Genomic DNA, 18,787 nt, shown 5'->3' with positions numbered 1-18,787 from the left:
GCCTTTTGCATGCCCAAAAAAAGTGCTGGCATTCTCCCCTTCCGCAGACGAGCCAATTGTCTCGAGGTGCTGCTTCTCCACCCGGGCGGTCCATTCTGGGCAAAGAAAGACCTTGGGGCATGGTCAATCGCGAAAGGCGAATACGAGGAAAGCGAAGAGCCTTTTCAGGCCGCGTTACGCGAGTTCTTCGAAGAAACCGGGAATCGGCCAGCCGGGCCGTTTTTGCCGCTTTCAGAGCGCCAACAGCCTGGAGGCAAGCTTGTCATTGCCTGGGCAGCTGAGTCGGATTGGGATCCCGCAAGTCTGGTTTCGAATACTTTCCGCATGGAGTGGCCAACAGGGTCGGGGCGAATCAAGGAGTTTCCCGAGGTGGATCGCGCCGAATGGTTCGAAATATCGGAAGCCGTGCGCCGGATTCATCCGGGGCAGAAAGGCTTTCTTGTTGAACTACGCGAAAAGCTGGGCGAAGAGCGCCTTTAGGACTGAGGCGGTAAATCTTTTACCGGACGTTTTTGTTTACTCAACCTGACGCCATTTATATTCCAAGTTTCGGGCCCACAGAAGCAACCACATCTTTGGTTCTCGTCCAGACACGAGCGCGGTTATTCCAGTTGCTTTCGACCCATCTAAAAAACAGCGCACCGCCCAGGATACTCACGCCGAAAGCCAATATTAGCCCGAATGCATTCGCGACAGGGTGAACCGGGAAAAAGTGAAAAAATGTTGCATTGACGACCAGGCACAGGGGGAAGTGGACCAGAAAAATAGAGTAGGAAATTCGTCCCAGAGAAGTTAAAAAGACCGGCACCCGCAAGTTTTCCAGCAAGGAGCAATGTTGTTTCGCCAGGCCCAGCATCAGCATCACCGCTCCGGCAACCGCTATCCTGAAACGAAAGTCGACTAATAAAGCCCCTATCACCACGAGAGCCAGCAGCACGAGCCAAAGGTTACGGCGCGGCATGTCGGAGATCCAATAAATCAGAATCCGAGACCGAATGACCCAAAAAAATAGAAAGCGGTTTCATCTAGCGATTTATCCCGGTTAAACACGAATAGCGAGGCTAGCGTCAAACCCGTAATCAGAATTAGGCCGCCTGCTTTAAGGTTCGGGTGCCGGTGCTGGATCTGTCGTGATAGCCACAACAGCATCACCGCACTGACGAACAGCTGGAAATCAATGGCCACGTACCAGATACCGGCGGATAACACCTCCTGATCAAGTAAGTCCTGAAGCAGCAGCGCGTGTGCCAGAAGCTGGAAAGGACTAACCGCGGCGGGTATTGACTCGTGCACCATCCATATTCTTGCAACCGCTGCGCATCCGATTGCCAGGATCAGTGCCGCCAGATATGGCACTACCAACCTAAGGTAACGTCGCTTGATGGCCTGAACGGGGTGAGATACGAGCAGTACGCCACCGGGCGCGTGTTTTCCCGCAAATAAAAAGCCCGCAACAACAAAAAAAACGGGGACAGCCATTCTTCCATATTCGTAAACCCCATCGATAAAGCCGGAGAACAGGGGGTATGCTATCTGCGACATGGGGCCGTAGGCGGCCAAGTGGTGCGCCACTATCGATAGGCAGGCGATAGCCTTGAGGGCATCCACGAAAGGCATCCTCAAAAGGCTAACGTGCATGGCGTTTATGTTTGTCCGAAGAGATTGACGCAGGGCGCTGGGGATGCCGCTTGCGGAATAAATGCCCAAGTTCCCATGAGCTATAACGAGGCGTGGTCAACGAAGAGAAACAGGAACGGAACTGCGGCACAGTTATGACTCAGGGTTTTGCGGGATTAATCTTCCGTCATAACGGAGAATTGATTGTGGAAAGCGATAATTCTATTTGAATTTACCTCGCGAAGTGTGCTCCTTCGCCAAAAAAATTGGAAGGAACGCTACTGACCGTCCGATCAAGGGTGCAAGCTAATGATTCCGCAAACAATCTCTGCGCCTTATCTGTCTGTTGCTCATAGTTCTTCGCGGCATATAGCTCCATGGTGCTATAAGCAATAGGTCTATTACAAATTTCTGTCTTCTGGCGGAAGATGACAATCGGTATAAAAGTGCGCTGCGAGATACAAGAGGCAGAGTGGCTCAGCATACCGATTTGTTTTTATCGCAATTTTCCGAAGGAGAAGAATAATGAACGTAAAATTTAAAGCATTGGTGGCCGCTTTAGCTTTCGGGGGGTCGATTTCCACTGCGTCCGCCGCAGGCGTTATTACCGATGTTACGGTTAACAATGGGGCGGGGGGCACATTTGAGCTTACTAATCTTGGTACTGATCCCAACGTGCTCGATCTTTCCAAAGCCTTTACCAGCCTGGACCAGATCTCGCTGACTTTTACAGTTGGCCACACTAATGGAGGACCGGGGAATCCCTACGTGGTCACAGAGACAATTGCCAACAATACGGGTCAGACCTGGCTCGACTACCACTTCATCATCACTGAACCGACGACGGGAGGTCAAGGAGTCGTTTTTACCAATTTCAACAACTCGACACTGACTGGCTTCGCCCTCGATTCTGCCCCTTCCAGCGGCCCGCGTAACCTCAACTTTACTGGTGAACTGGCGCATCAGGGCGTCGCTACTGCAACGTTTTCACTGAGCCCGTTTGATCCCGGCGCCGGGAACACTGCCACCTTCACACTGACGCAGGTGCCGACGATCCCAGAGCCGGAAACCTACGCGATGCTGCTTGCTGGGCTTGGATTAATGGGGTACATGGCTAAACGCACGAGTAGGAACGAAAAGGCTTAGCTCATCAATGCAGCGTCAGGCCCCGCCGCAATGCGGGGTTGACGATTATGAGGGTTGAGAATGACGCACGAGTCGGTTTTAACTCCGACAGAGCTGATTTGAATCTCAGCTATCCTGCTCAGTCATCCGGTTTGGCGCTTTTGGCGATTTTTGCGGCGGCCTGCATTCGATTAGTAACATCGAGGACCTTGAAGATATGCCTCAGGTGATTTTTAACCGTGAATACGCTGATATCCAGAATGCTGGCAATCTCAAGATTTGTTTTGCCCATTTTCACCCACTTCATGATTTCTACTTCACGCTTGCTCAAACTTGGGTTTTCGCTTCCGCTCGGTTGCTCTGCAAGCAGGGGTTGATCGGGTTGGGGCTGAGGGCTCGTAAGCGGTGTAACTCGGCAAAACGCCATATCGAGGTAAGGCAGCAGGATTTGCACGGCGCCAAGCGATTCATGCAGCTTTCTTTCTGAGCTGAAAATCACATAAATGCAGTCGTGGCGCGACCGTTCATTGATAAGGCCGTGTACCAGCAAAGAACGCATGGCTTGCAATGCCTTACCCAGGGAACACTGAAGACCATCCCCTTCCAACAGGAAACCGGATTCGCCGACACCGAGCGTGTAGGGGGACTTCCCAAGTTCTACCCAGCGGTTAAACAACCCCTGCAGCAGGGGCAACAGCGCTTGCGGAGTTGAGTGCTCGGTTCTGACCCCGGGCAATGCTGAGACAATGTCGTAGGAAATCCGGTTAGCCGCGAAATCACCCCATGCGGCGATCAGGATTTCGTGCGGCAAATAGTATTGGATTTCTCCCTGAAGCCACGCGAGCAATTCGTTGTGTCGGCGAATGCTGTTCGCTTCGGTAATGATGTGATAGTAACGGTCAAGATTTTCGGGGGATAAGGTAGAGAGATCCATGTTTATAGGTCACGCTTTATATGGCTAGCGTTCTGGCAATATAAAGCGCGGAACTTCAATTGCCGGTGAACGTAAGTGCACGAATTATTCTTATAAAAGACCTGTGGTCATCGGGGTTCGTGCCTAAGATCTGCTAGTCAGGGCCCTACCAGCCTACCCTAACAAGCAACTTTTGTTCCATGTTTTAATATGGTTAAAATTCAACAAACTACGTGGTTTTTTGCTTTGTTTTTCGGGATTGTGTCAACAAACGCGACACGGATGACGTTGAGGTTGGAAATTTCCAGGTTTAAAATGGGCTGGCGCTCGGCGTGAGCATGGTTTGGCTGGGCAGGCGAAAGATACAAAAAGCTTGTAAATTTTTCTTCAAAGCAGAAACTCTTCCAACCGATGGTATTCAAAAGCTTGTAATACTATAATCAGCGAATTTTGAAATTCTTGACCGGTTGACCAAATTGTCGTCCATGCAGTTATTCGCCTTCGGCATTAACCATCAGACCGCGCCACTGGATGTGCGCGAGCAGGTTTCGTTTCCGGCGGATAAAACCGAGCATGCTTTGCGTGATCTTGTCGGGCATCATCCGGTGAGAGAAGCTGCGATTGTTTCCACCTGTAATCGTACCGAGGTGTATTGCAGTACGGAGAAGCCGGAGGAGGCCACGCACTGGCTGGCCGATTTTCATCAGATGAAGGCTCGCGACCTGGAGCCGTATCTTTACAAGTTGCCGCGCGAAAAAGCGGTAAAGCACGCCTTTCGCGTGGCGAGCGGGCTTGATTCGATGGTGCTGGGTGAGCCGCAGATACTGGGGCAATTGAAGAGCGCCGTTAAATCGGCTGAACACGCCGGCACCCTCGGCATGATGCTGCACAAGTTATTTCAGCGCACTTTCTTCGTCGCCAAGGAGGTTCGCAGCTCCACCGAGATTGGCGCTAATTCGGTTTCGATGGCCGCGGCTGCCGCCCGGTTGGCGGAACGGATTTTTGGAGATATCGCAGAGCAGCGGGTGTTATTTATCGGTGCAGGCGAGATGATCGAGCTATGTGCCAGTCATTTCGCCGCGCGTCATCCCAAGCGCGTCACCGTCGCAAACCGCACCGCAGAGCGTGCGCAGTCCCTGGCCAGTCGTTTTAACGCGAACGTAATTACACTCAACGAGTTGCCTGAACAGCTCGCGCTGCATGATATCGTCGTGACATGCACCGCCAGCACGCTTCCCATACTCGGTAAGGGCATGCTTGAGCGCGCAATCAAGACACGAAAGCATCGTCCGATCTTCGTGGTGGACTTGGCTGTTCCGCGGGATGTCGAGCCCGAGGTCGCCGAACTGGATGATGTGTTTCTCTATTCAGTGGATGATCTTGGCGAGATCGTCAAGGAAGGGCTGGATTCCCGTCAGGGAGCGGTGGCGCAGGCCGAGGCGATAATTGACACCAATGTGGTCAATTTCATGCACTGGCTGGAGTCGCGCGAAGTTGTTCCCACCATACGAGCGCTACGCGACCAGGCTGAGCGGTATCGACGCCATGAGTTGGACCGGGCCAAGAAACTTTTGGCAAAAGGCGAAGACCCGCAAAAAATCCTCGAATCGCTGAGTAACGGCTTGACGAACAAGTTCCTGCATATCCCTTCCTACGCGCTCAACCACGCAGTGGCAGACGAGCGTGACGATCTGGTCGAGCTGATCAACCGACTGTACCATCTCCACCGCCCAGAATGAACAAAAGCATTGCCGCCAAGCTCACGCAGCTCAGCGTGCGCTTGGAAGAATTGAATCGTCTGCTTAGTAGCGAAAGCATTACGGCGAATCTTGATAACTACCGCAAGTTGACGCGTGAACGCGCGGAGATAGCGCCGGTAGTTGAGCTTTACAATGCGTATCTGCAAAGCGAACGTGATATCCATACCGCGCAGGAAATGAGCTCGGATGCGGAAATGCGTGATTTCGCGGATGCCGAGATTCGCGACTCCAGGGAGAAATTGGTGCGATTCAGTGCTGAATTGCAGAAGCAATTGCTTCCGAAGGACCCTAATGACGAGCGCAACATTTTCCTCGAAATTCGCGCCGGTACTGGCGGTGACGAGTCCGCGCTATTTGCGGGCGACCTGTTCCGCATGTATGCGCGTTTTGCCGAACGTCAGCGCTGGCAGATCGAAATAATATCCCAAAGCGCTTCCGAGGCAGGCGGCTACAAGGAAATCATTGCGAAAATCATCGGGCAAGGGGCGTATTCAAAGCTCAAGTTCGAATCGGGTGGTCACAGGGTTCAGCGGGTACCTGCCACTGAGACGCAGGGACGCATTCATACCTCCGCCTGTACCGTTGCGGTGATGCCTGAGGCGGACGAGATAATGGATGTGGTTCTGAACCCGGCCGAGCTGAGGATTGATACGTACCGCGCCTCCGGCGCCGGCGGGCAGCACATCAACAAGACTGATTCCGCCGTTCGCATCACGCATTTGCCCACCGGGATCGTGGTCGAGTGCCAGGATGGACGCTCGCAGCATAAAAACAAGGCACAGGCAATGAGCGTCCTCGCGGCTCGCATCCGTGACAAGCAGACGCAGGAGCAGCAAAGCAAACAGGCTGCCACGCGCAAATCTCTAGTGGGCAGTGGCGATCGGTCCGGGCGTATTCGCACCTACAATTTTCCGCAGGGCCGTATAACAGATCACCGTATCAATCTTACGCTCTACAAGATCGAGCAAGTCATGGATGGGGACTTGAATGAGCTTTGCTCTGCGTTGATGTCCGAGCATCAAGCGGAGCAATTAGCGGCAATGGCGGAGTGAAGTAACACCTTCTTGCAGATCACTATTCGCGAAGCGCTAGATCAGGCGCGCAGGGACATCGACGACATCGATGCGCGGATGCTGTTGCAGCACGTGCTGGACGTTGGCCATGCGCATCTCATTGCCCACCCCGCCCGGCGGCTCACAGCGAGGCAAGCACAAAGCTTTCGCCTGTTGGTCGCGCGGCGCGTGCTTGGGGAACCGGTAGCCTATCTGATCGGCAAACGCGAATTTTATAGCCTGAGTTTTACCGTAACCCCGGCAGTGCTCATCCCCCGCCCTGAAACAGAATTACTGGTTGACCTGTCCCTGGAGCGGATTCCCATCGACTTTTCCTGCCGGGTTCTTGATCTGGGAACCGGCAGCGGCGCTGTTGCCTTGGCGATAGCCAAACATCGGCCCCTTGCGTGTATCACCGCGGTGGACATTTCCGCCGATGCCGTTGCTATTGCGAAAATCAACGCCGCTCAGCTCAACGCCAGGAATGTGCGCATTTTTGAGGGAGACTGGTTCCGCGAGCTTGGCGAAGAACGGTTCGATCTCATCGTTTCCAATCCGCCCTACGTCGCACAAGGCGATCCTCATCTCGGCCAGGGTGATTTGCGGTATGAGCCGGACAGCGCGCTGGCGGCAGGTCGCGGTGGCCTTGAGTGCATTGAATCCATTGTCGCCTGCGCTCCCGCTCACCTGGCCTGGAAAGGCGTGCTGTTGCTCGAACATGGCTACGATCAGGCGCAAGCTTGCAGGGAGCTGTTGAGCAAGGCTGGATTGGGTGGAGTGTTCTCTCTTCCCGATTTCGCCGGCATACCGCGTGTCAGCGGTGGCTGTTTGGAAGTTTAACGAAATAAGCTGTTAAAATTACAATTTAAAAGGTATCTTCAGCATGGTGGCAGTTTTCCTTAAGGCCGTTTGATTTCCTCCTATAAGCCGATTTGCCATTTATTCAACTTTAAAGAAGAAGGAGCCAGAAATGAATACCCAGGAAAAGATCAAAGAGCAGGTAACTACGCATCCGGTAGTGCTCTACATGAAAGGCACGCCGACCGCCCCCCAGTGCGGCTTCTCCGCCCATGCGGTCAAGGTTCTTAACGCCTGCGGGGTGAACAATCTTTTTGCGGTGGATGTGCTTGCCGAACCGGAGATACGGCAAGGCATCAAAGACTATTCAAATTGGCCGACTATCCCGCAGCTGTACATCAATGGCGAGTTTGTCGGCGGATCGGATATCGTTAGTGAGATGTACCAGAGCGGTGAACTGCAGAAGATACTTCAGGGTAAGACCAGTTAGGCTTTAGGCGGTGTCGAGGTTGAACTGCGAGGGTTAACTGATAAGCGGCCGATGAGCCTTGTATCGGCCGGCTGATTTCTGCAACCTGTGCTGGATAGATCGTTGCTACGGACTCATCGCTGCCGCGATCGCCCAGTAACGTAAGAATTTACCTGCGGCCATGAACGCCATCGCGGAGATCCAGTTAACGCGGATCCACCCCGCCGCGACACATAGCAGATCGCCGATGAGCGGCACCCACGACAGCAGCAATATCGGGCTGCCGTATTTGCGCACCCAGAACAGGCCGCGCATATTCCCCTTGGCCTTTTGCATAAGCGCTTTTTCGTCGGGTAAAAAGCGCCCGATAGCATACGAACTCATTCCACCCAAAGTGTTGCCGACGGAGGCGACGGCCAAAGCCGGCCAGTAAAGCTGCGGATAAGCTGTCAATACGCCGAATAGTACCGCCTCCGAACCGCCGGGCAGCAACGTGGCCGCGAGAAAGCTGCTGGTAAATAGCGCCAGCAGACTCGATTGCTCATCCATAACAATTTTTGAAAAAAAACCGCAGTGTAGCCGCTAATGCGTTTTAAGTGGATGGAGCAATCATCTTGAAATGGCCGCTCGATCACGCCTCGCGACTTGATTTCAAAATTTGACTTCACGACATTATTTGGCGATGATACGCCGACCGACCACCCCATCTCTGTTCAAGAGGAAAAACCATGACAAACAACGTATCTCTTAAGCATAAGATCGATTCCATCATCACCGCCAAACACCTGCTCAAGCATCCTTTTTACGTGGCTTGGACAGAAGGAAAGCTCACTAAAGAGCAGTTGCGCGGGTATGCCGAACAATATTTCCATAATGTGCTCGCCGAGCCGACTTACTTGAGCGCAGTACATTTTAATACACCGCATTTTCACAGCGAGACCAATAGCGGCGACATCAGCGTAAGGCAGGAAGTGCTCAAGAACCTGATCAGCGAAGAGCACGGCGAGAAAAACCACCCCGCGCTATGGAAGAATTTTGCCTTGGCCCTAGGTTCCACGGATAAGGCCTTGGCAAAGGCAGCAGCTCTGCCGGGGACAGCCAGGCTCGTGGATACATTTCGCGACATCTGCTTGAACGAACCCTTTTACGCAGGTCTGGCCGCCCTGCATGCGTTTGAATCCCAGGTTCCGTCCATTGCCGCGGTCAAGATCGACGGGTTGGCAAGGTTTTATGGCATGAGCGATCCGGCTAGCTATGAGTTCTTTTCCGTACACCAGGAAGCGGACGTATATCATTCGCAAGCTGAGTGGGAGTTGATTGACCGCTTTGTCGATACTCCGGAGAAAGAGGCTGAGGTGATGGCCGCGACCGCCCGGGCATGTGACGCGCTATGGGGTTTTCTGGATGGCGTGTACGAAAATTACTGTGCAGACCTCGCCTGCGAGGATAAGGCCGCGGTTACACTACACTGAGCCTCCACTGAGTCTTGCGCTGAGAAGCTTCTGACCAGGTTCCGCTGTCGCCCTGCAATAACTTGGCGAAATAGTTGCGGGGGTTGTGGTTACAAGCCTTCTCTCCTGATTCCTGTCTCTGGTGAGCAGACGCGACCGCGTTGCTCACCAGAAGATTTCTCCTTTTACTCATTCACTTGTCGTCTGATTTAGTCCAACGGGAAGATTCCTTCCAGCGTGGCGAAACACGTGTTCCTTGCAGTAGCCAGAAAATCTCGGAGATAAGGGCGGGAAGCAGTTTCGGTAAGGGTCGATGCGTATAGGTCGCTCCACAGTCCGTGCGCGCCGATGCGGCGGGCAATCACGTAGTCATGATCGACGTAATTCTGTATTCCCCAACTGGGCAGTGCTGCAATCCCGCGGCGGCTGGCTACAAGCTGGAGGATGGCGACGGTCAGTTCTGCAGTGCGTCGCTGAGGATGGATGCCGGCGGGTTTCAGTACGTTGAGGATCAGATCGATACGGTCTTCCGGAACCGGGTAGGTAATGAGTGTCAGGTCGGCAAAATCAGGAGCCTGTAATATTCGTTTCCCGCGTAGGGGATGGTCCGGCGCAAGCACTGCAAGAATCTCGAAACGGAACAAGGGGTGGTGTACCACGCCCCGTTTCCGCTTGTGTTCCGATCCTATTACGACGTCCGCCCCTCCTTCCTCCAGGAGTTTGACGGGGTCGCTGTGGAAGCCGGAGACGAGATCGAGTTCCACATCCGGCCAGTTCTGGCGGAACACATCCATCAGCGGCATCAGCCAATCGAAACAAGTGTGGCATTCCAGCGCTATGCGCAGGCTTCCCGATGCCTGCTGGGACAGTTTGGCAAGACTGCGTTCGGTCGCCCGGATTTCTTCCAGTACTTTACCAGCCAACGCAACCAGCTGTTTTCCGGCATCGGTGAGCTCGACGGATTGTCCCTGGCGCCGCACGATCGGTAGCCCATAGTGGTCCTGCAATGCTTTGATCTGATGCGATAACGCTGACTGGGTCAGGTGTACGCGTTTTGCCGCGCTCGACACGCTCCCGGTTTCATGAAGTGCCGAGAGTGTACGAAGATGCCGTAGTTCAAGCGTGGAGACTGACATGGGTATAAATTATTTACGGGTTACGTATGAATTGTATTCATCAATATTATATAGCGTTTCATTTGATTCATAGGTTAGTCTGTCACACAATCTGTTCTCATTGCAACCGAGTCTGCACCAGAGCAATCAAGGAGAGCATTGATGGCACTGACACATAACCTGGGTTTTCCGCGAATCGGCGCCCGGCGTGAGTTGAAACAAGCGCTTGAAGCCTATTGGCGCGCGGATATTAGCGACGAAAAGCTTAATGCCACAGCGGCCGAGTTACGGCAGAGGCATTGGACTCTGCAGCGAGACCTCGGCATCGACCTGATTCCGGCTGGAGATTTCGCACTGTACGACCAGATGTTGAACATGACAGCACTGCTCGGCGCGGTCCCCGCAAGGTTTAACGCGCAGCAGGACGAAATCGGGCTGGAATTGTATTTTGCCATGGCGCGCGGAACCGCGACTCAGCCAGCCATGGAGATGACCAAGTGGTTCGATACCAATTATCACTACATCGTGCCGGAATTCGATGCGGACACTCGATTCCGTGTTGCGTCGCCGCAGCTCTTCAAAGAAGTGGCTGAGGCACAGGCGCTCGGCATTTCTCCGAAAGCAGTGCTGATCGGCCCGTTGACATATTTGTACCTAGGCAAGGAGAGCACGCCGGGTTTCAGTCGCCTGGATTTGTTACCGCAACTGTTGCCGGTCTATCGCGACATTCTCGGCCAGCTTGCATCACTTGGCGTGGAATGGGTGCAGATTGACGAGCCGCTGCTAGCGCTCGATTTGGGAGAGGAATGGCTGCGCGGTCTGGACCAGGCCTATACCGCCCTGGCCGAGCCCAGGCTGACCAAGCTGCTGTTAACCACTTATTTCGAAGCAGTGGACAAGCATGCCAACCGCCTCAAGGAATTGCCGGTGGACGGCTTGCATATCGATTTGTGCCGTGCGCCCGACCAGCTTGAAACTTTTCTCGACCACTACCCTGTCGGGAAAGTGCTCTCACTGGGCATCGTAGATGGACGCAACATATGGCGTTCTGATCTCGCCCGGTCATTCTCGATGTTGTCACGTGTTCAAGCTATCCTTGGCGAAAGGTTATGGATTGCGCCGAGTTGCTCTCTCCAGCATTGCCCGGTTGATCTCGAGCTGGAGACGAGGCTGGATGGGGAGATCAAGAACTGGCTGGCATTCGCGGTGCAGAAGCTGCATGAGGTATCGGCCCTCGGACGCGGCGTGACCCATGGAGAAAGCGCAATATCAGAAATCCTGAGTGCTTCTACCGAGGCAAGTCGGGTACGTGCACAATCAGAACGCATTCACAATCCGGTGGTGCAGGAGCGTTTGCGAAGCTTGACGCGGAAAGAAAACGAACGCGCCAGCCCATTCCCGGTTCGGCAGTCGCGTCAACGGCAGCGCTTTAAACTCCCGCTGTTGCCCACCACAACCATAGGCTCGTTTCCGCAAACGGCCGAAATACGGCAGGCGCGCGCTGCCTTCAAAAAAGGCGAGCTTGGCAATTTGCAGTATCTCCAGGCGATGCGTGACGAGATAGCGCTGGCAATAAGAAAGCAGGAAGAAATCGGCCTGGATGTTCTCGTGCATGGAGAGGCCGAGCGCAACGACATGGTGGAATATTTCGGCGAGCAGTTGTGGGGTTATGTTTTTACCGAGAACGGATGGGTGCAGAGTTACGGTTCGCGCTGCGTGAAGCCGCCTATTCTCTACGGGGATATCTACCGTCCCGAGCCGATGACGGTTGACTGGATTCAATACGCGCAAAGCCTGACACCCCGACCGGTCAAAGGCATGTTGACCGGTCCTGTAACGATGCTGATGTGGTCCTTCGTGCGTGATGATCAGCCTCGTGCCGATACTGCGCTCCAGCTGGCGCTTGCCATCCGTGACGAGGTTGCGGATCTGGAGCGAGCCGGCATCGGAATAATCCAGATTGACGAGCCGGCATTTCGCGAGGGCCTGCCGCTAAAAAAACCGGACTGGGATGAGTACTTGCAGTGGGCAGTGCGAGCATTCCGCGTCGCCAGCTCGAGTGTAAGGGACGACACGCAGATACATACCCATATGTGCTACTCCGAGTTCCACGATATCCTGCCCGCCATTGCAGAGATGGATGCCGACGTCATTACAATCGAGACCTCGCGCTCACGCATGGAGTTGCTTAACGCATTCGGTCAGTTCAAGTATCCCAACGAGATCGGACCCGGTGTGTATGACATTCATTCGCCGCGGATTCCCCGGACGGAAGAAATCCTGGAACTGCTGGAAAAGGCGTGTAAAGTGATCGACCCGTCGCAGTTATGGGTTAACCCCGATTGCGGTTTGAAGACGAGAGGCTGGGTGGAAACAGAGGCTGCCCTGCAGCGAATGGTTGAAGCGGCGCGACTGTTGCGTACGCTTAATCTTCCGAAAATTTCAGTGAATTAATCCGCCGGCGCAACAGCCTGAGTCCGGGCAATGGGGTTAGCTTAGGTACTGGATTGCTGGCGAAGTAGATGGGCCAGTCGGGGATGGGCCGTCACCCGGCTGGCTGGAAATTCCGTAGGCGAATGCCCGTGTCAAGGCTTAACTATCAGATTTAGGTGGCTGCTTCGCATGAAGTTTGCAGGGCCTTGATAAGCTCCGTTTCCAAACGAAGCAGTGTTCTCGATTTTTGCAATGCATCTCCCGTCACCAGAAACGTATCTTCAGCGCGTTCTCCCAGGGTGTTGACCCGCGCGCTGTGCACGTTTACGCCAAAGCTGACCAGCACTTGCGCGATACGCGAAAGCAGCCCCGGCTGGTCGCCGGCAACGATCGATAAAATACTGTATTCGCCTTTTTCGTCCAGTTCTATGTCCACTTCGGGGGCAATGGGAAAATGCCTGAGATGCCGGCTCAAGCGCCCTTTGACCGGAGGCTGTAACGGAGCATGCTCGGCCAATTGCTGTGCAAGTTCATGCTCGATGAAATCGACTACGTCGCGGTGACGCTGGGCCATATCGAAAGGGTCGAGCACGAGGAAGCTATCGAGTGCGTAACCGTGGCGGGCGGTATGTATCCTTGCTTCAACGATATTGCAATCGATGCGGTCGAAGAAACTGCAGATACGCGCAAACAGATCCTTTTGATCGGCCGCATAGACCAATACCTCAATGCCTGTTCCAGCCGGTGCAATACGGGTCTTCACGAGCGGAGTTAGTGGTTCTGTTTGATGGATCAGGTGGCGCGCATGCCACGCGATTTGCTGGGGCTCGTGCGACAGCAGATAGGCCGGATCCAGTATCCTCCAGAGCTTCTCGTCCCCACTGACAGCAATATTATCGAGTTGCAGCAACTCCATGACCTTGTTCTTCCGGCTGGTCAGCGTCCTGTCGGCATAAGCGGGCTCGCCGCAGAGCTGACGCCGCGCGGCCCGGAACAAATCTTCCAGCAATTTCGCCTTCCAGGCGTTCCATACTTTTGGACTGGTACCCCGAATATCGGCCACGGTAAGCAGATAAAGCGCGACAAGGCGTCGCTCGTTACCCATGTGCCCGGCAAAATCAGCAATCACGTCCGGATCGGCTATGTCTTTTTTTTGCGCAGTCATTGACATGAAAAGATGGTTTTCGACCAGCCAAATGATCAGGTCAGTATCTTCCGGTGAAAGGGCGTGGTCGTGGCAGAAACGCGCTGCGTCCCTCTTACCGAGGATCGAATGGTTTCCCTGCCGTCCTTTTGCAATGTCATGGAAGATGCCCCCGATATAGAGCACTTCAGGCCGCTGGAATTCACCAATAAGCCGGCTGCAAAGCGGATATTCATGGGCAAACTCGGGGGAAAGAAACCGGCGCAGGTTTCTCACCACCATGAGAATGTGCTCATCTACCGTATAGACGTGAAACAGGTCGTGCTGCATCTGGCCCACGATACGCCCGAACGCCGGGAGGTAGCGTCCTAGAATGCCGTAGCGATTGAGCAGGCGCAACTCACTCGTCAGCCCGTGCGGTTGACGCAGGATCTCCATGAAATGCGCCCTATTGTGGGGGTTGCGTCGAAATGCCGCGTTGATGAGGGGTGCCGCCTGCCACATTGCTCTCAGCGTGGTCGCACTGCGGGCTTTCAGTTCGGGGTGCTGCTGCAGCAGTAGCACGCTTTCCAGGATCGCGGCTGGCTCCTTGTGGAAAAGATCCTCGTCTCTTGCTTCCAGCCACTCACTTCGCTTCTGGAAACGCTCGTTGATGATGACCGGAACCGCATTCGCGCCGGGAGAAATCCTTGCCTCCAGCGTAAGCAACAGAATCGTATTGATCTGTGTAACGCCCTGGGCGGCGCGATAATACCGCTGCATCAATATCTCGCTCGCGCGGCGAGGAGGCTTAGCGCCTATGCGAAGCTCATCGGCGAGCGCGGTCTGAAAATCGAACAACAGCCGGTCTTCGCGGCGCCCAGCGAGATAGTGGAGCCGAATACGGAGATCTTGCAGAAGAGCCTGATGACGTTGCGCAAGACGAGCTTCACGCGGAGTGATCAAGCTTCCTCTCGCCAAATCAGGCCAGGATTTTCCGAACCCTGCAGCCCGGCTGACCCACAGGACGTTTTGCAGATCGCGAAGCCCGCCAGGGCTCTCCTTGATGTTGGGCTCAAGATTATGCGTGGCGTCGTGATAGCGGCCGTGGCGCTGCTCCTGCTCAAGTTGCTTGGCTTGAAAGAAAGCTTCCGGCTCAAGCATGACCTGCATCGTTTTCGCAAATTCGTCAAACAACGGGCGATGCCCCGACAGCTGCCGGGCTTCGAGCAAGCTGGTTTGCACCGTGATATCCTTGGCTGCCTCCTCGACGCAGTGGGCGATGGTGCGGACACTGTGGCCGATTTCCAGTCCGAGATCCCACAATAGTCTAACCCACTGTTCCAGCCGGACCTCGACAGCGCCATCCGCAACGTTGGCGCCGCTACCTTCCTCCGGAAGCAGCACCAGCAGATCGATGTCTGAATATGGAAAAAGCTGCTGCCTGCCATAGCCGCCGACCGCCAGCAGGGCAATTGAGTCCGGGAGTGCCATCTCGCGCCAGACCTGGCGAAGGATATCATCGAGCAGCCGGTTGTGGCCGCGCAGCAGGGCTGCGCCGTTGCCATTGCTGTAATAGCGCTGGCGTAATGACTCGCGGCCTTGCAGCAGCGCCTGCCTGAATGTCTCAGTACTTGTCTCAGTATTGAAACTGCCGGGAGGCGACCCTGCCTCAAGCGGCCCCATGACAGTCAGGAGCGGAATACAGGTTTCTGCGGCGCGCCAGCCGATAAGGTCAGCACTTCATATCCGGTTTCGGTGACCAGCACGGTATGCTCCCATTGTGCCGACAAGCTATGATCCTTCGTAACAATGGTCCAGCCGTCGGCCATCTGGCGTATAGGAGCCTTGCCCGCGTTAATCATCGGCTCAACCGTGAAAATCATGCCGGCTTTAAGTTCCAGCCCGGTTCCGGGACGGCCATAATGGAGCACCTGGGGATCTTCATGAAATTTTGCGCCGATGCCGTGGCCGCAGAACTCTCTCACCACGCTATATCCCTGACTTTCAGCGAAGCGTTGAATAGCATGGCCGACGTCGCCCAGATGTTTCCCCGGTTTGATCTCCTCAATCCCGCGCCACATCGACTCGTAAGTAATTTCACACAAGCGCCTGGCTTGGATACCCGGTTCACCCACGAAAAACATGCGGCTGGTATCGCCATGGTACTGGTCCTTGATGACGGTCACATCGATGTTGACGATGTCGCCCGACTTGAGTTTTTTCTCCCCCGGCACCCCATGACAAACTTGATGATTGACCGAGGTGCAAATTGATTTCGGATACGGCGAGTACCCCGGCGGCGCATAATCGAGCGGAGCGGGGATAACGTGCTGGACGTCGACCATGTAGTCGTGGCACAGTTTATCAAGTTCATCAGTTGTGACTCCCGGCTTGACGAACGGGGTGATGTAATCCAGCACCTCCGAGGCAAGCTTCCCCGCCACCCGCATTTTTTCGACTTCCTGCGGGGTCTTTAGAGACACAGTCATAGTGATTTCCGTGGCAGATAACATAAAAACATATGATGGGGGCTGGAGTATCGCATTGCAATACCCGTTGCTGACCGCAAAGATCATCCGCCGGGCACGGGCCCGAACGGGCTTAAGATGATGCAGTCATGGATGCTTACAGGGCGGATATGGAAGCAGACGCAAGCCGCGGCACCAGGGCGTCGCCTTCTTTATGCGTCAGGTGGTCGCGGCTTTCACCTCATTTTCTGGTCCGGTCACACTGCACCGTCTCAAGCTTGCTGCCGGGAAACTCCCCTTTTATCGTCTTCATCTTTTCGACAACCTCCTGCGGAGGATCCCGCAGGACAAACTTTATCTGCTCCAGATACCGTTTCCCCATTACCGCCGACCTCACGCCTGTGCGTTTCAGTTCTTCGAGTAAATCGTCCGCCTCGTCCTCGTTAACAAAAAAGCCCATGGAGATGGCGTTGTTCCATTGGCCATTGTCCTGGACGTGGTAATAATTGTTAATCCTGAGTCTGCCAAGCTCTCCCATTTTTCGCACCGCGTGTTCCCTGTTTCTCAGGGGCGGTATGTAGACCCAGTAGCCGCTTCTCTTTCCCACTCCTATGCGCTGTGTCTCGTGGTTCAGTTGCACTCGGGCCATCGCGGCCTCCATCCGTGCATGCTCTACGCTGAGAAAATCCCCCCATTCCAGACAAGTCGCAGGACGTGCGGGCTCAGGAGCCGCGGACGCGGAAGCCATGGACTCGGAAGCGGTAGACTCGGGAGGAGCGGACGCAGCACGAGGCTCAGGCGCGACGGGCCCGGGAGCTACGGACTCAGGCCGTTCGGACTTGGGGCGAGTCAAAGCAGGAGGGGGGGCCACGGGTCGCTCGGGCTCGGGACGAGCGGAAGCGGAAAGGGTGGACCCCGCCGGTAGCGCAGACAATGGTTGTATTCTTTCCGGATGGAATTCTGCGGCCAGCTGCACGCGACCGCTGGCCGCGGGACCCCATTGGATATAGGCCGCAAAAATCAGGTTGGCAAACAACAGAAGAAAAAAGAGTATTCTCATTTACAGGCTTAACGATATTTGCGCCAGATTGACGGCCCGATTGTATCTGGAGGGACCGGCGCCGTCATTTATTGTTATTGCATTTCGGCTTGGCTCATCGCGCCAGTTTCCATGAACATGAGTTCCCAGATGTGGCCGTCCGGGTCCTGGAACCCATGCCCATACATAAACCCGTGGTCTTGTGGCTCGTTGTAGGTTGTTCCGCCCGCGGCTACCGCGCAGTTTACCATCTCATCCACTTTCCCCCGGCTTTCACAGGACAAGCAGATGAGCACTTCCGTACCTTGCGTTGCGTCGCAGATCTTTTTCGGGGTAAACAGCTTGAACTTTTCCTCGGTCAGCAGCATAACGAAAATGTCGTCGGCCACGATCATGCAGGTTGCAGTTTGATCGGTAAATTGAGGATCGAACTTAAAGCCGAGTTTGGTGAAGAATTCCACGGATTTGCCGAGATCTTTCACCGGCAGATTCACAAAAATTTTTGTACCCACTCTTTCCTCCTTTAATTTCCATTTAACGGCAGACTAGATGAGCCACCGCCCGGTTGTGCCATAAGTGCAAGCACGTCGGTACGTTCGTCTTTTCGCGAGCCAATTAAACGGCCTTCCACAAAACGATAGACATGATCAAAACGGTTGATAGTTCAGAAGCTTTCTTGTTGTGAACCCGCCATCGCCCTGATAAAATACAATGTTATTGACATGGTTTTATCACTTTTCTTCCGGAGCGTCAGGAATGCAAGGCACGAAACTGATTTCGAATATGATGGTATTGGCCGCACTGGCGCTTTCCAATCAGGTTTTTGCGGAAACTTCGCCGGAGGCTGGAAAGATCAAGGGCGACCCGTCTAAAGGTCAGCAAATTGCAACTCAGGTTTGCGCGGCATGCCACAACGCCGACGGTAATAGCCTTATACCCGCAAATCCAAGCTTGGCCGGACAGCATACCGAGTATATCACCAAGCAATTGAATGATTTCAAGTCCGAGGGCGGGAAGCCGGCGGCGCGGGAAAGCGCGGTAATGAGCGCGATGGTCGCGCCTCTCACCCCCGAGGACATGAAGAATCTTGCTGCTTACTATGCCCAGCAGAAGCCCAAGCCGGGAGCTGCAAAAGACAAAGCCCTGGCTGAACAGGGCGAGAAAGTATACCGGGGGGGCAACCTCGAGACGAGTGTTCCTGCTTGCGCAGGATGCCATTCGCCCAATGGTTCTGGTCTTCCGCCTAACTATCCTCGCCTTGCCGGTCAGCACCAGGACTACACCCTGACGCAACTGCGCGCATTTCGGAAGGAGTTGCGTTCAAACGATGACAACCAGGTGATGCATATGATCACCACGCGCATGAGCGAAAAGGAAATGCAGGCAGTTTCCGAGTTTATCTCGGGCCTGCGCTGAACAGA

Annotated in this window: 18 protein-coding genes; 9 read left to right on the top strand and 9 right to left on the bottom strand. The window is 54.5% G+C overall.

Annotated elements, in window-relative coordinates:
• Positions 1-9 precede the first annotated feature (9 nt).
• Positions 10-480, top strand: a complete 471-nt coding sequence (locus R5L00_RS06470) for an NUDIX domain-containing protein (protein WP_317653821.1) — start codon at positions 10-12, stop codon at positions 478-480.
• Between the two features lie 55 nt (positions 481-535).
• On the opposite strand, the gene R5L00_RS06465 is transcribed toward R5L00_RS06470, so the two are convergent.
• Entirely contained in the window at positions 536-961 is a 426-nt protein-coding gene (locus R5L00_RS06465; protein WP_317653820.1) for a hypothetical protein, read from the bottom strand.
• A 17-nt stretch (positions 962-978) separates the two neighbouring features.
• Positions 979-1,608: an acyltransferase family protein gene (locus R5L00_RS06460; RefSeq protein WP_317653819.1), complete on the bottom strand. Its 630-nt coding sequence runs from the start codon at positions 1,606-1,608 to the stop codon at positions 979-981.
• A gap of 534 nt (positions 1,609-2,142) precedes the next feature.
• Here R5L00_RS06460 and R5L00_RS06455 point away from each other — a divergent pair.
• On the top strand, positions 2,143-2,763 hold the full coding sequence (locus R5L00_RS06455) for a PEP-CTERM sorting domain-containing protein (RefSeq protein WP_107693530.1): 621 nt from the start codon (positions 2,143-2,145) through the stop codon (positions 2,761-2,763).
• 118 nt (positions 2,764-2,881) lie between these two features.
• Here the strand turns inward: R5L00_RS06455 and epsA are convergent, their stop codons facing one another.
• Positions 2,882-3,676: an XrtB/PEP-CTERM-associated transcriptional regulator EpsA gene (gene epsA, locus R5L00_RS06450; RefSeq protein WP_317653818.1), complete on the bottom strand. Its 795-nt coding sequence runs from the start codon at positions 3,674-3,676 to the stop codon at positions 2,882-2,884.
• A 464-nt stretch (positions 3,677-4,140) separates the two neighbouring features.
• On the opposite strand from epsA, the gene hemA reads away from it, so the two are divergent.
• The 4 genes from hemA to grxD all read left to right on the top strand — a co-directional run bounded on the left by hemA (position 4,141) and on the right by grxD (position 7,755).
• Positions 4,141-5,394 (top strand): glutamyl-tRNA reductase, encoded by a 1,254-nt coding sequence (hemA, locus tag R5L00_RS06445; protein ID WP_107693533.1) that lies wholly within the window; start codon positions 4,141-4,143, stop codon positions 5,392-5,394.
• Positions 5,391-6,467: a peptide chain release factor 1 gene (prfA, locus tag R5L00_RS06440; RefSeq protein WP_107693534.1), complete on the top strand. Its 1,077-nt coding sequence runs from the start codon at positions 5,391-5,393 to the stop codon at positions 6,465-6,467. Before hemA ends, prfA begins: the two co-directional genes overlap by 4 nt.
• Positions 6,468-6,479: 12 nt before the next feature.
• Entirely contained in the window at positions 6,480-7,307 is an 828-nt protein-coding gene (gene prmC, locus R5L00_RS06435) for a peptide chain release factor N(5)-glutamine methyltransferase (RefSeq protein ID WP_317653816.1), read from the top strand.
• Between the two features lie 130 nt (positions 7,308-7,437).
• Complete coding sequence (grxD, locus tag R5L00_RS06430; RefSeq protein WP_317653815.1) at positions 7,438-7,755, top strand: Grx4 family monothiol glutaredoxin; 318 nt, start codon at positions 7,438-7,440, stop codon at positions 7,753-7,755.
• Between the two features lie 105 nt (positions 7,756-7,860).
• Here the strand turns inward: grxD and R5L00_RS06425 are convergent, their stop codons facing one another.
• On the bottom strand, positions 7,861-8,283 hold the full coding sequence (locus R5L00_RS06425; RefSeq protein ID WP_107693536.1) for a YqaA family protein: 423 nt from the start codon (positions 8,281-8,283) through the stop codon (positions 7,861-7,863).
• A gap of 179 nt (positions 8,284-8,462) precedes the next feature.
• Between R5L00_RS06425 and R5L00_RS06420 the strand changes: the two genes are divergently transcribed.
• On the top strand, positions 8,463-9,206 hold the full coding sequence (locus R5L00_RS06420; protein ID WP_317653813.1) for a CADD family putative folate metabolism protein: 744 nt from the start codon (positions 8,463-8,465) through the stop codon (positions 9,204-9,206).
• Positions 9,207-9,394: 188 nt separating this feature from the next.
• On the opposite strand, the gene R5L00_RS06415 is transcribed toward R5L00_RS06420, so the two are convergent.
• The gene (locus R5L00_RS06415) at positions 9,395-10,321 is read right to left on the bottom strand and encodes a LysR family transcriptional regulator (protein WP_107693538.1); all 927 of its coding nucleotides are present in this window, start codon (positions 10,319-10,321) and stop codon (positions 9,395-9,397) included.
• Positions 10,322-10,462: 141 nt separating this feature from the next.
• Between R5L00_RS06415 and metE the strand changes: the two genes are divergently transcribed.
• The gene (metE, locus tag R5L00_RS06410; protein WP_317653812.1) at positions 10,463-12,754 is read left to right on the top strand and encodes a 5-methyltetrahydropteroyltriglutamate--homocysteine S-methyltransferase; all 2,292 of its coding nucleotides are present in this window, start codon (positions 10,463-10,465) and stop codon (positions 12,752-12,754) included.
• A 151-nt stretch (positions 12,755-12,905) separates the two neighbouring features.
• On the opposite strand, the gene R5L00_RS06405 is transcribed toward metE, so the two are convergent.
• From R5L00_RS06405 to R5L00_RS06390, 4 genes are all read right to left on the bottom strand, one after another.
• Positions 12,906-15,542, bottom strand: a complete 2,637-nt coding sequence (locus tag R5L00_RS06405; RefSeq protein ID WP_317653810.1) for a [protein-PII] uridylyltransferase — start codon at positions 15,540-15,542, stop codon at positions 12,906-12,908.
• Positions 15,543-15,547: 5 nt separating this feature from the next.
• Positions 15,548-16,348, bottom strand: a complete 801-nt coding sequence (gene map, locus R5L00_RS06400; RefSeq protein WP_317653809.1) for a type I methionyl aminopeptidase — start codon at positions 16,346-16,348, stop codon at positions 15,548-15,550.
• A 220-nt stretch (positions 16,349-16,568) separates the two neighbouring features.
• Positions 16,569-17,387, bottom strand: coding sequence for an SPOR domain-containing protein (locus tag R5L00_RS06395; protein ID WP_317653808.1), 819 nt, complete (start codon positions 17,385-17,387; stop codon positions 16,569-16,571).
• Positions 17,388-17,461: 74 nt separating this feature from the next.
• Positions 17,462-17,878, bottom strand: a complete 417-nt coding sequence (locus R5L00_RS06390; protein WP_317653807.1) for a VOC family protein — start codon at positions 17,876-17,878, stop codon at positions 17,462-17,464.
• Between the two features lie 244 nt (positions 17,879-18,122).
• Here R5L00_RS06390 and R5L00_RS06385 point away from each other — a divergent pair, with 244 nt between their 5' ends.
• Complete coding sequence (locus R5L00_RS06385) at positions 18,123-18,782, top strand: c-type cytochrome (protein ID WP_317653806.1); 660 nt, start codon at positions 18,123-18,125, stop codon at positions 18,780-18,782.
• Positions 18,783-18,787 lie beyond the last annotated feature (5 nt).

The organism is Nitrosospira sp. Is2 (assembly GCF_033095785.1).
Taxonomy (GTDB): domain Bacteria; phylum Pseudomonadota; class Gammaproteobacteria; order Burkholderiales; family Nitrosomonadaceae; genus Nitrosospira.
Note: the sequence above shows the minus strand (reverse complement) of the source record. Positions and strands in the feature narration are given on the sequence as shown.

Bases quoted from the DNA above. Each gene is read 5' to 3' on its own strand.
- R5L00_RS06470 (WP_317653821.1), top strand. From the start codon at position 10: ATGCCCAAAAAAAGTGCTGGCATTCTCCCCTTCCGCAGACGAGCCAAT.
- R5L00_RS06465 (WP_317653820.1), bottom strand. From the start codon at position 961: ATGCCGCGCCGTAACCTTTGGCTCGTGCTGCTGGCTCTCGTGGTGATA.
- R5L00_RS06455 (WP_107693530.1), top strand. From the start codon at position 2,143: ATGAACGTAAAATTTAAAGCATTGGTGGCCGCTTTAGCTTTCGGGGGG.
- epsA (WP_317653818.1), bottom strand. From the start codon at position 3,676: ATGGATCTCTCTACCTTATCCCCCGAAAATCTTGACCGTTACTATCAC.
- hemA (WP_107693533.1), top strand. From the start codon at position 4,141: ATGCAGTTATTCGCCTTCGGCATTAACCATCAGACCGCGCCACTGGAT.
- prfA (WP_107693534.1), top strand. From the start codon at position 5,391: ATGAACAAAAGCATTGCCGCCAAGCTCACGCAGCTCAGCGTGCGCTTG.
- grxD (WP_317653815.1), top strand. From the start codon at position 7,438: ATGAATACCCAGGAAAAGATCAAAGAGCAGGTAACTACGCATCCGGTA.
- R5L00_RS06425 (WP_107693536.1), bottom strand. From the start codon at position 8,283: ATGGATGAGCAATCGAGTCTGCTGGCGCTATTTACCAGCAGCTTTCTC.
- R5L00_RS06420 (WP_317653813.1), top strand. From the start codon at position 8,463: ATGACAAACAACGTATCTCTTAAGCATAAGATCGATTCCATCATCACC.
- R5L00_RS06415 (WP_107693538.1), bottom strand. From the start codon at position 10,321: ATGTCAGTCTCCACGCTTGAACTACGGCATCTTCGTACACTCTCGGCA.
- metE (WP_317653812.1), top strand. From the start codon at position 10,463: ATGGCACTGACACATAACCTGGGTTTTCCGCGAATCGGCGCCCGGCGT.
- R5L00_RS06405 (WP_317653810.1), bottom strand. From the start codon at position 15,542: ATGGGGCCGCTTGAGGCAGGGTCGCCTCCCGGCAGTTTCAATACTGAG.
- map (WP_317653809.1), bottom strand. From the start codon at position 16,348: ATGACTGTGTCTCTAAAGACCCCGCAGGAAGTCGAAAAAATGCGGGTG.
- R5L00_RS06395 (WP_317653808.1), bottom strand. From the start codon at position 17,387: ATGAGAATACTCTTTTTTCTTCTGTTGTTTGCCAACCTGATTTTTGCG.
- R5L00_RS06385 (WP_317653806.1), top strand. From the start codon at position 18,123: ATGCAAGGCACGAAACTGATTTCGAATATGATGGTATTGGCCGCACTG.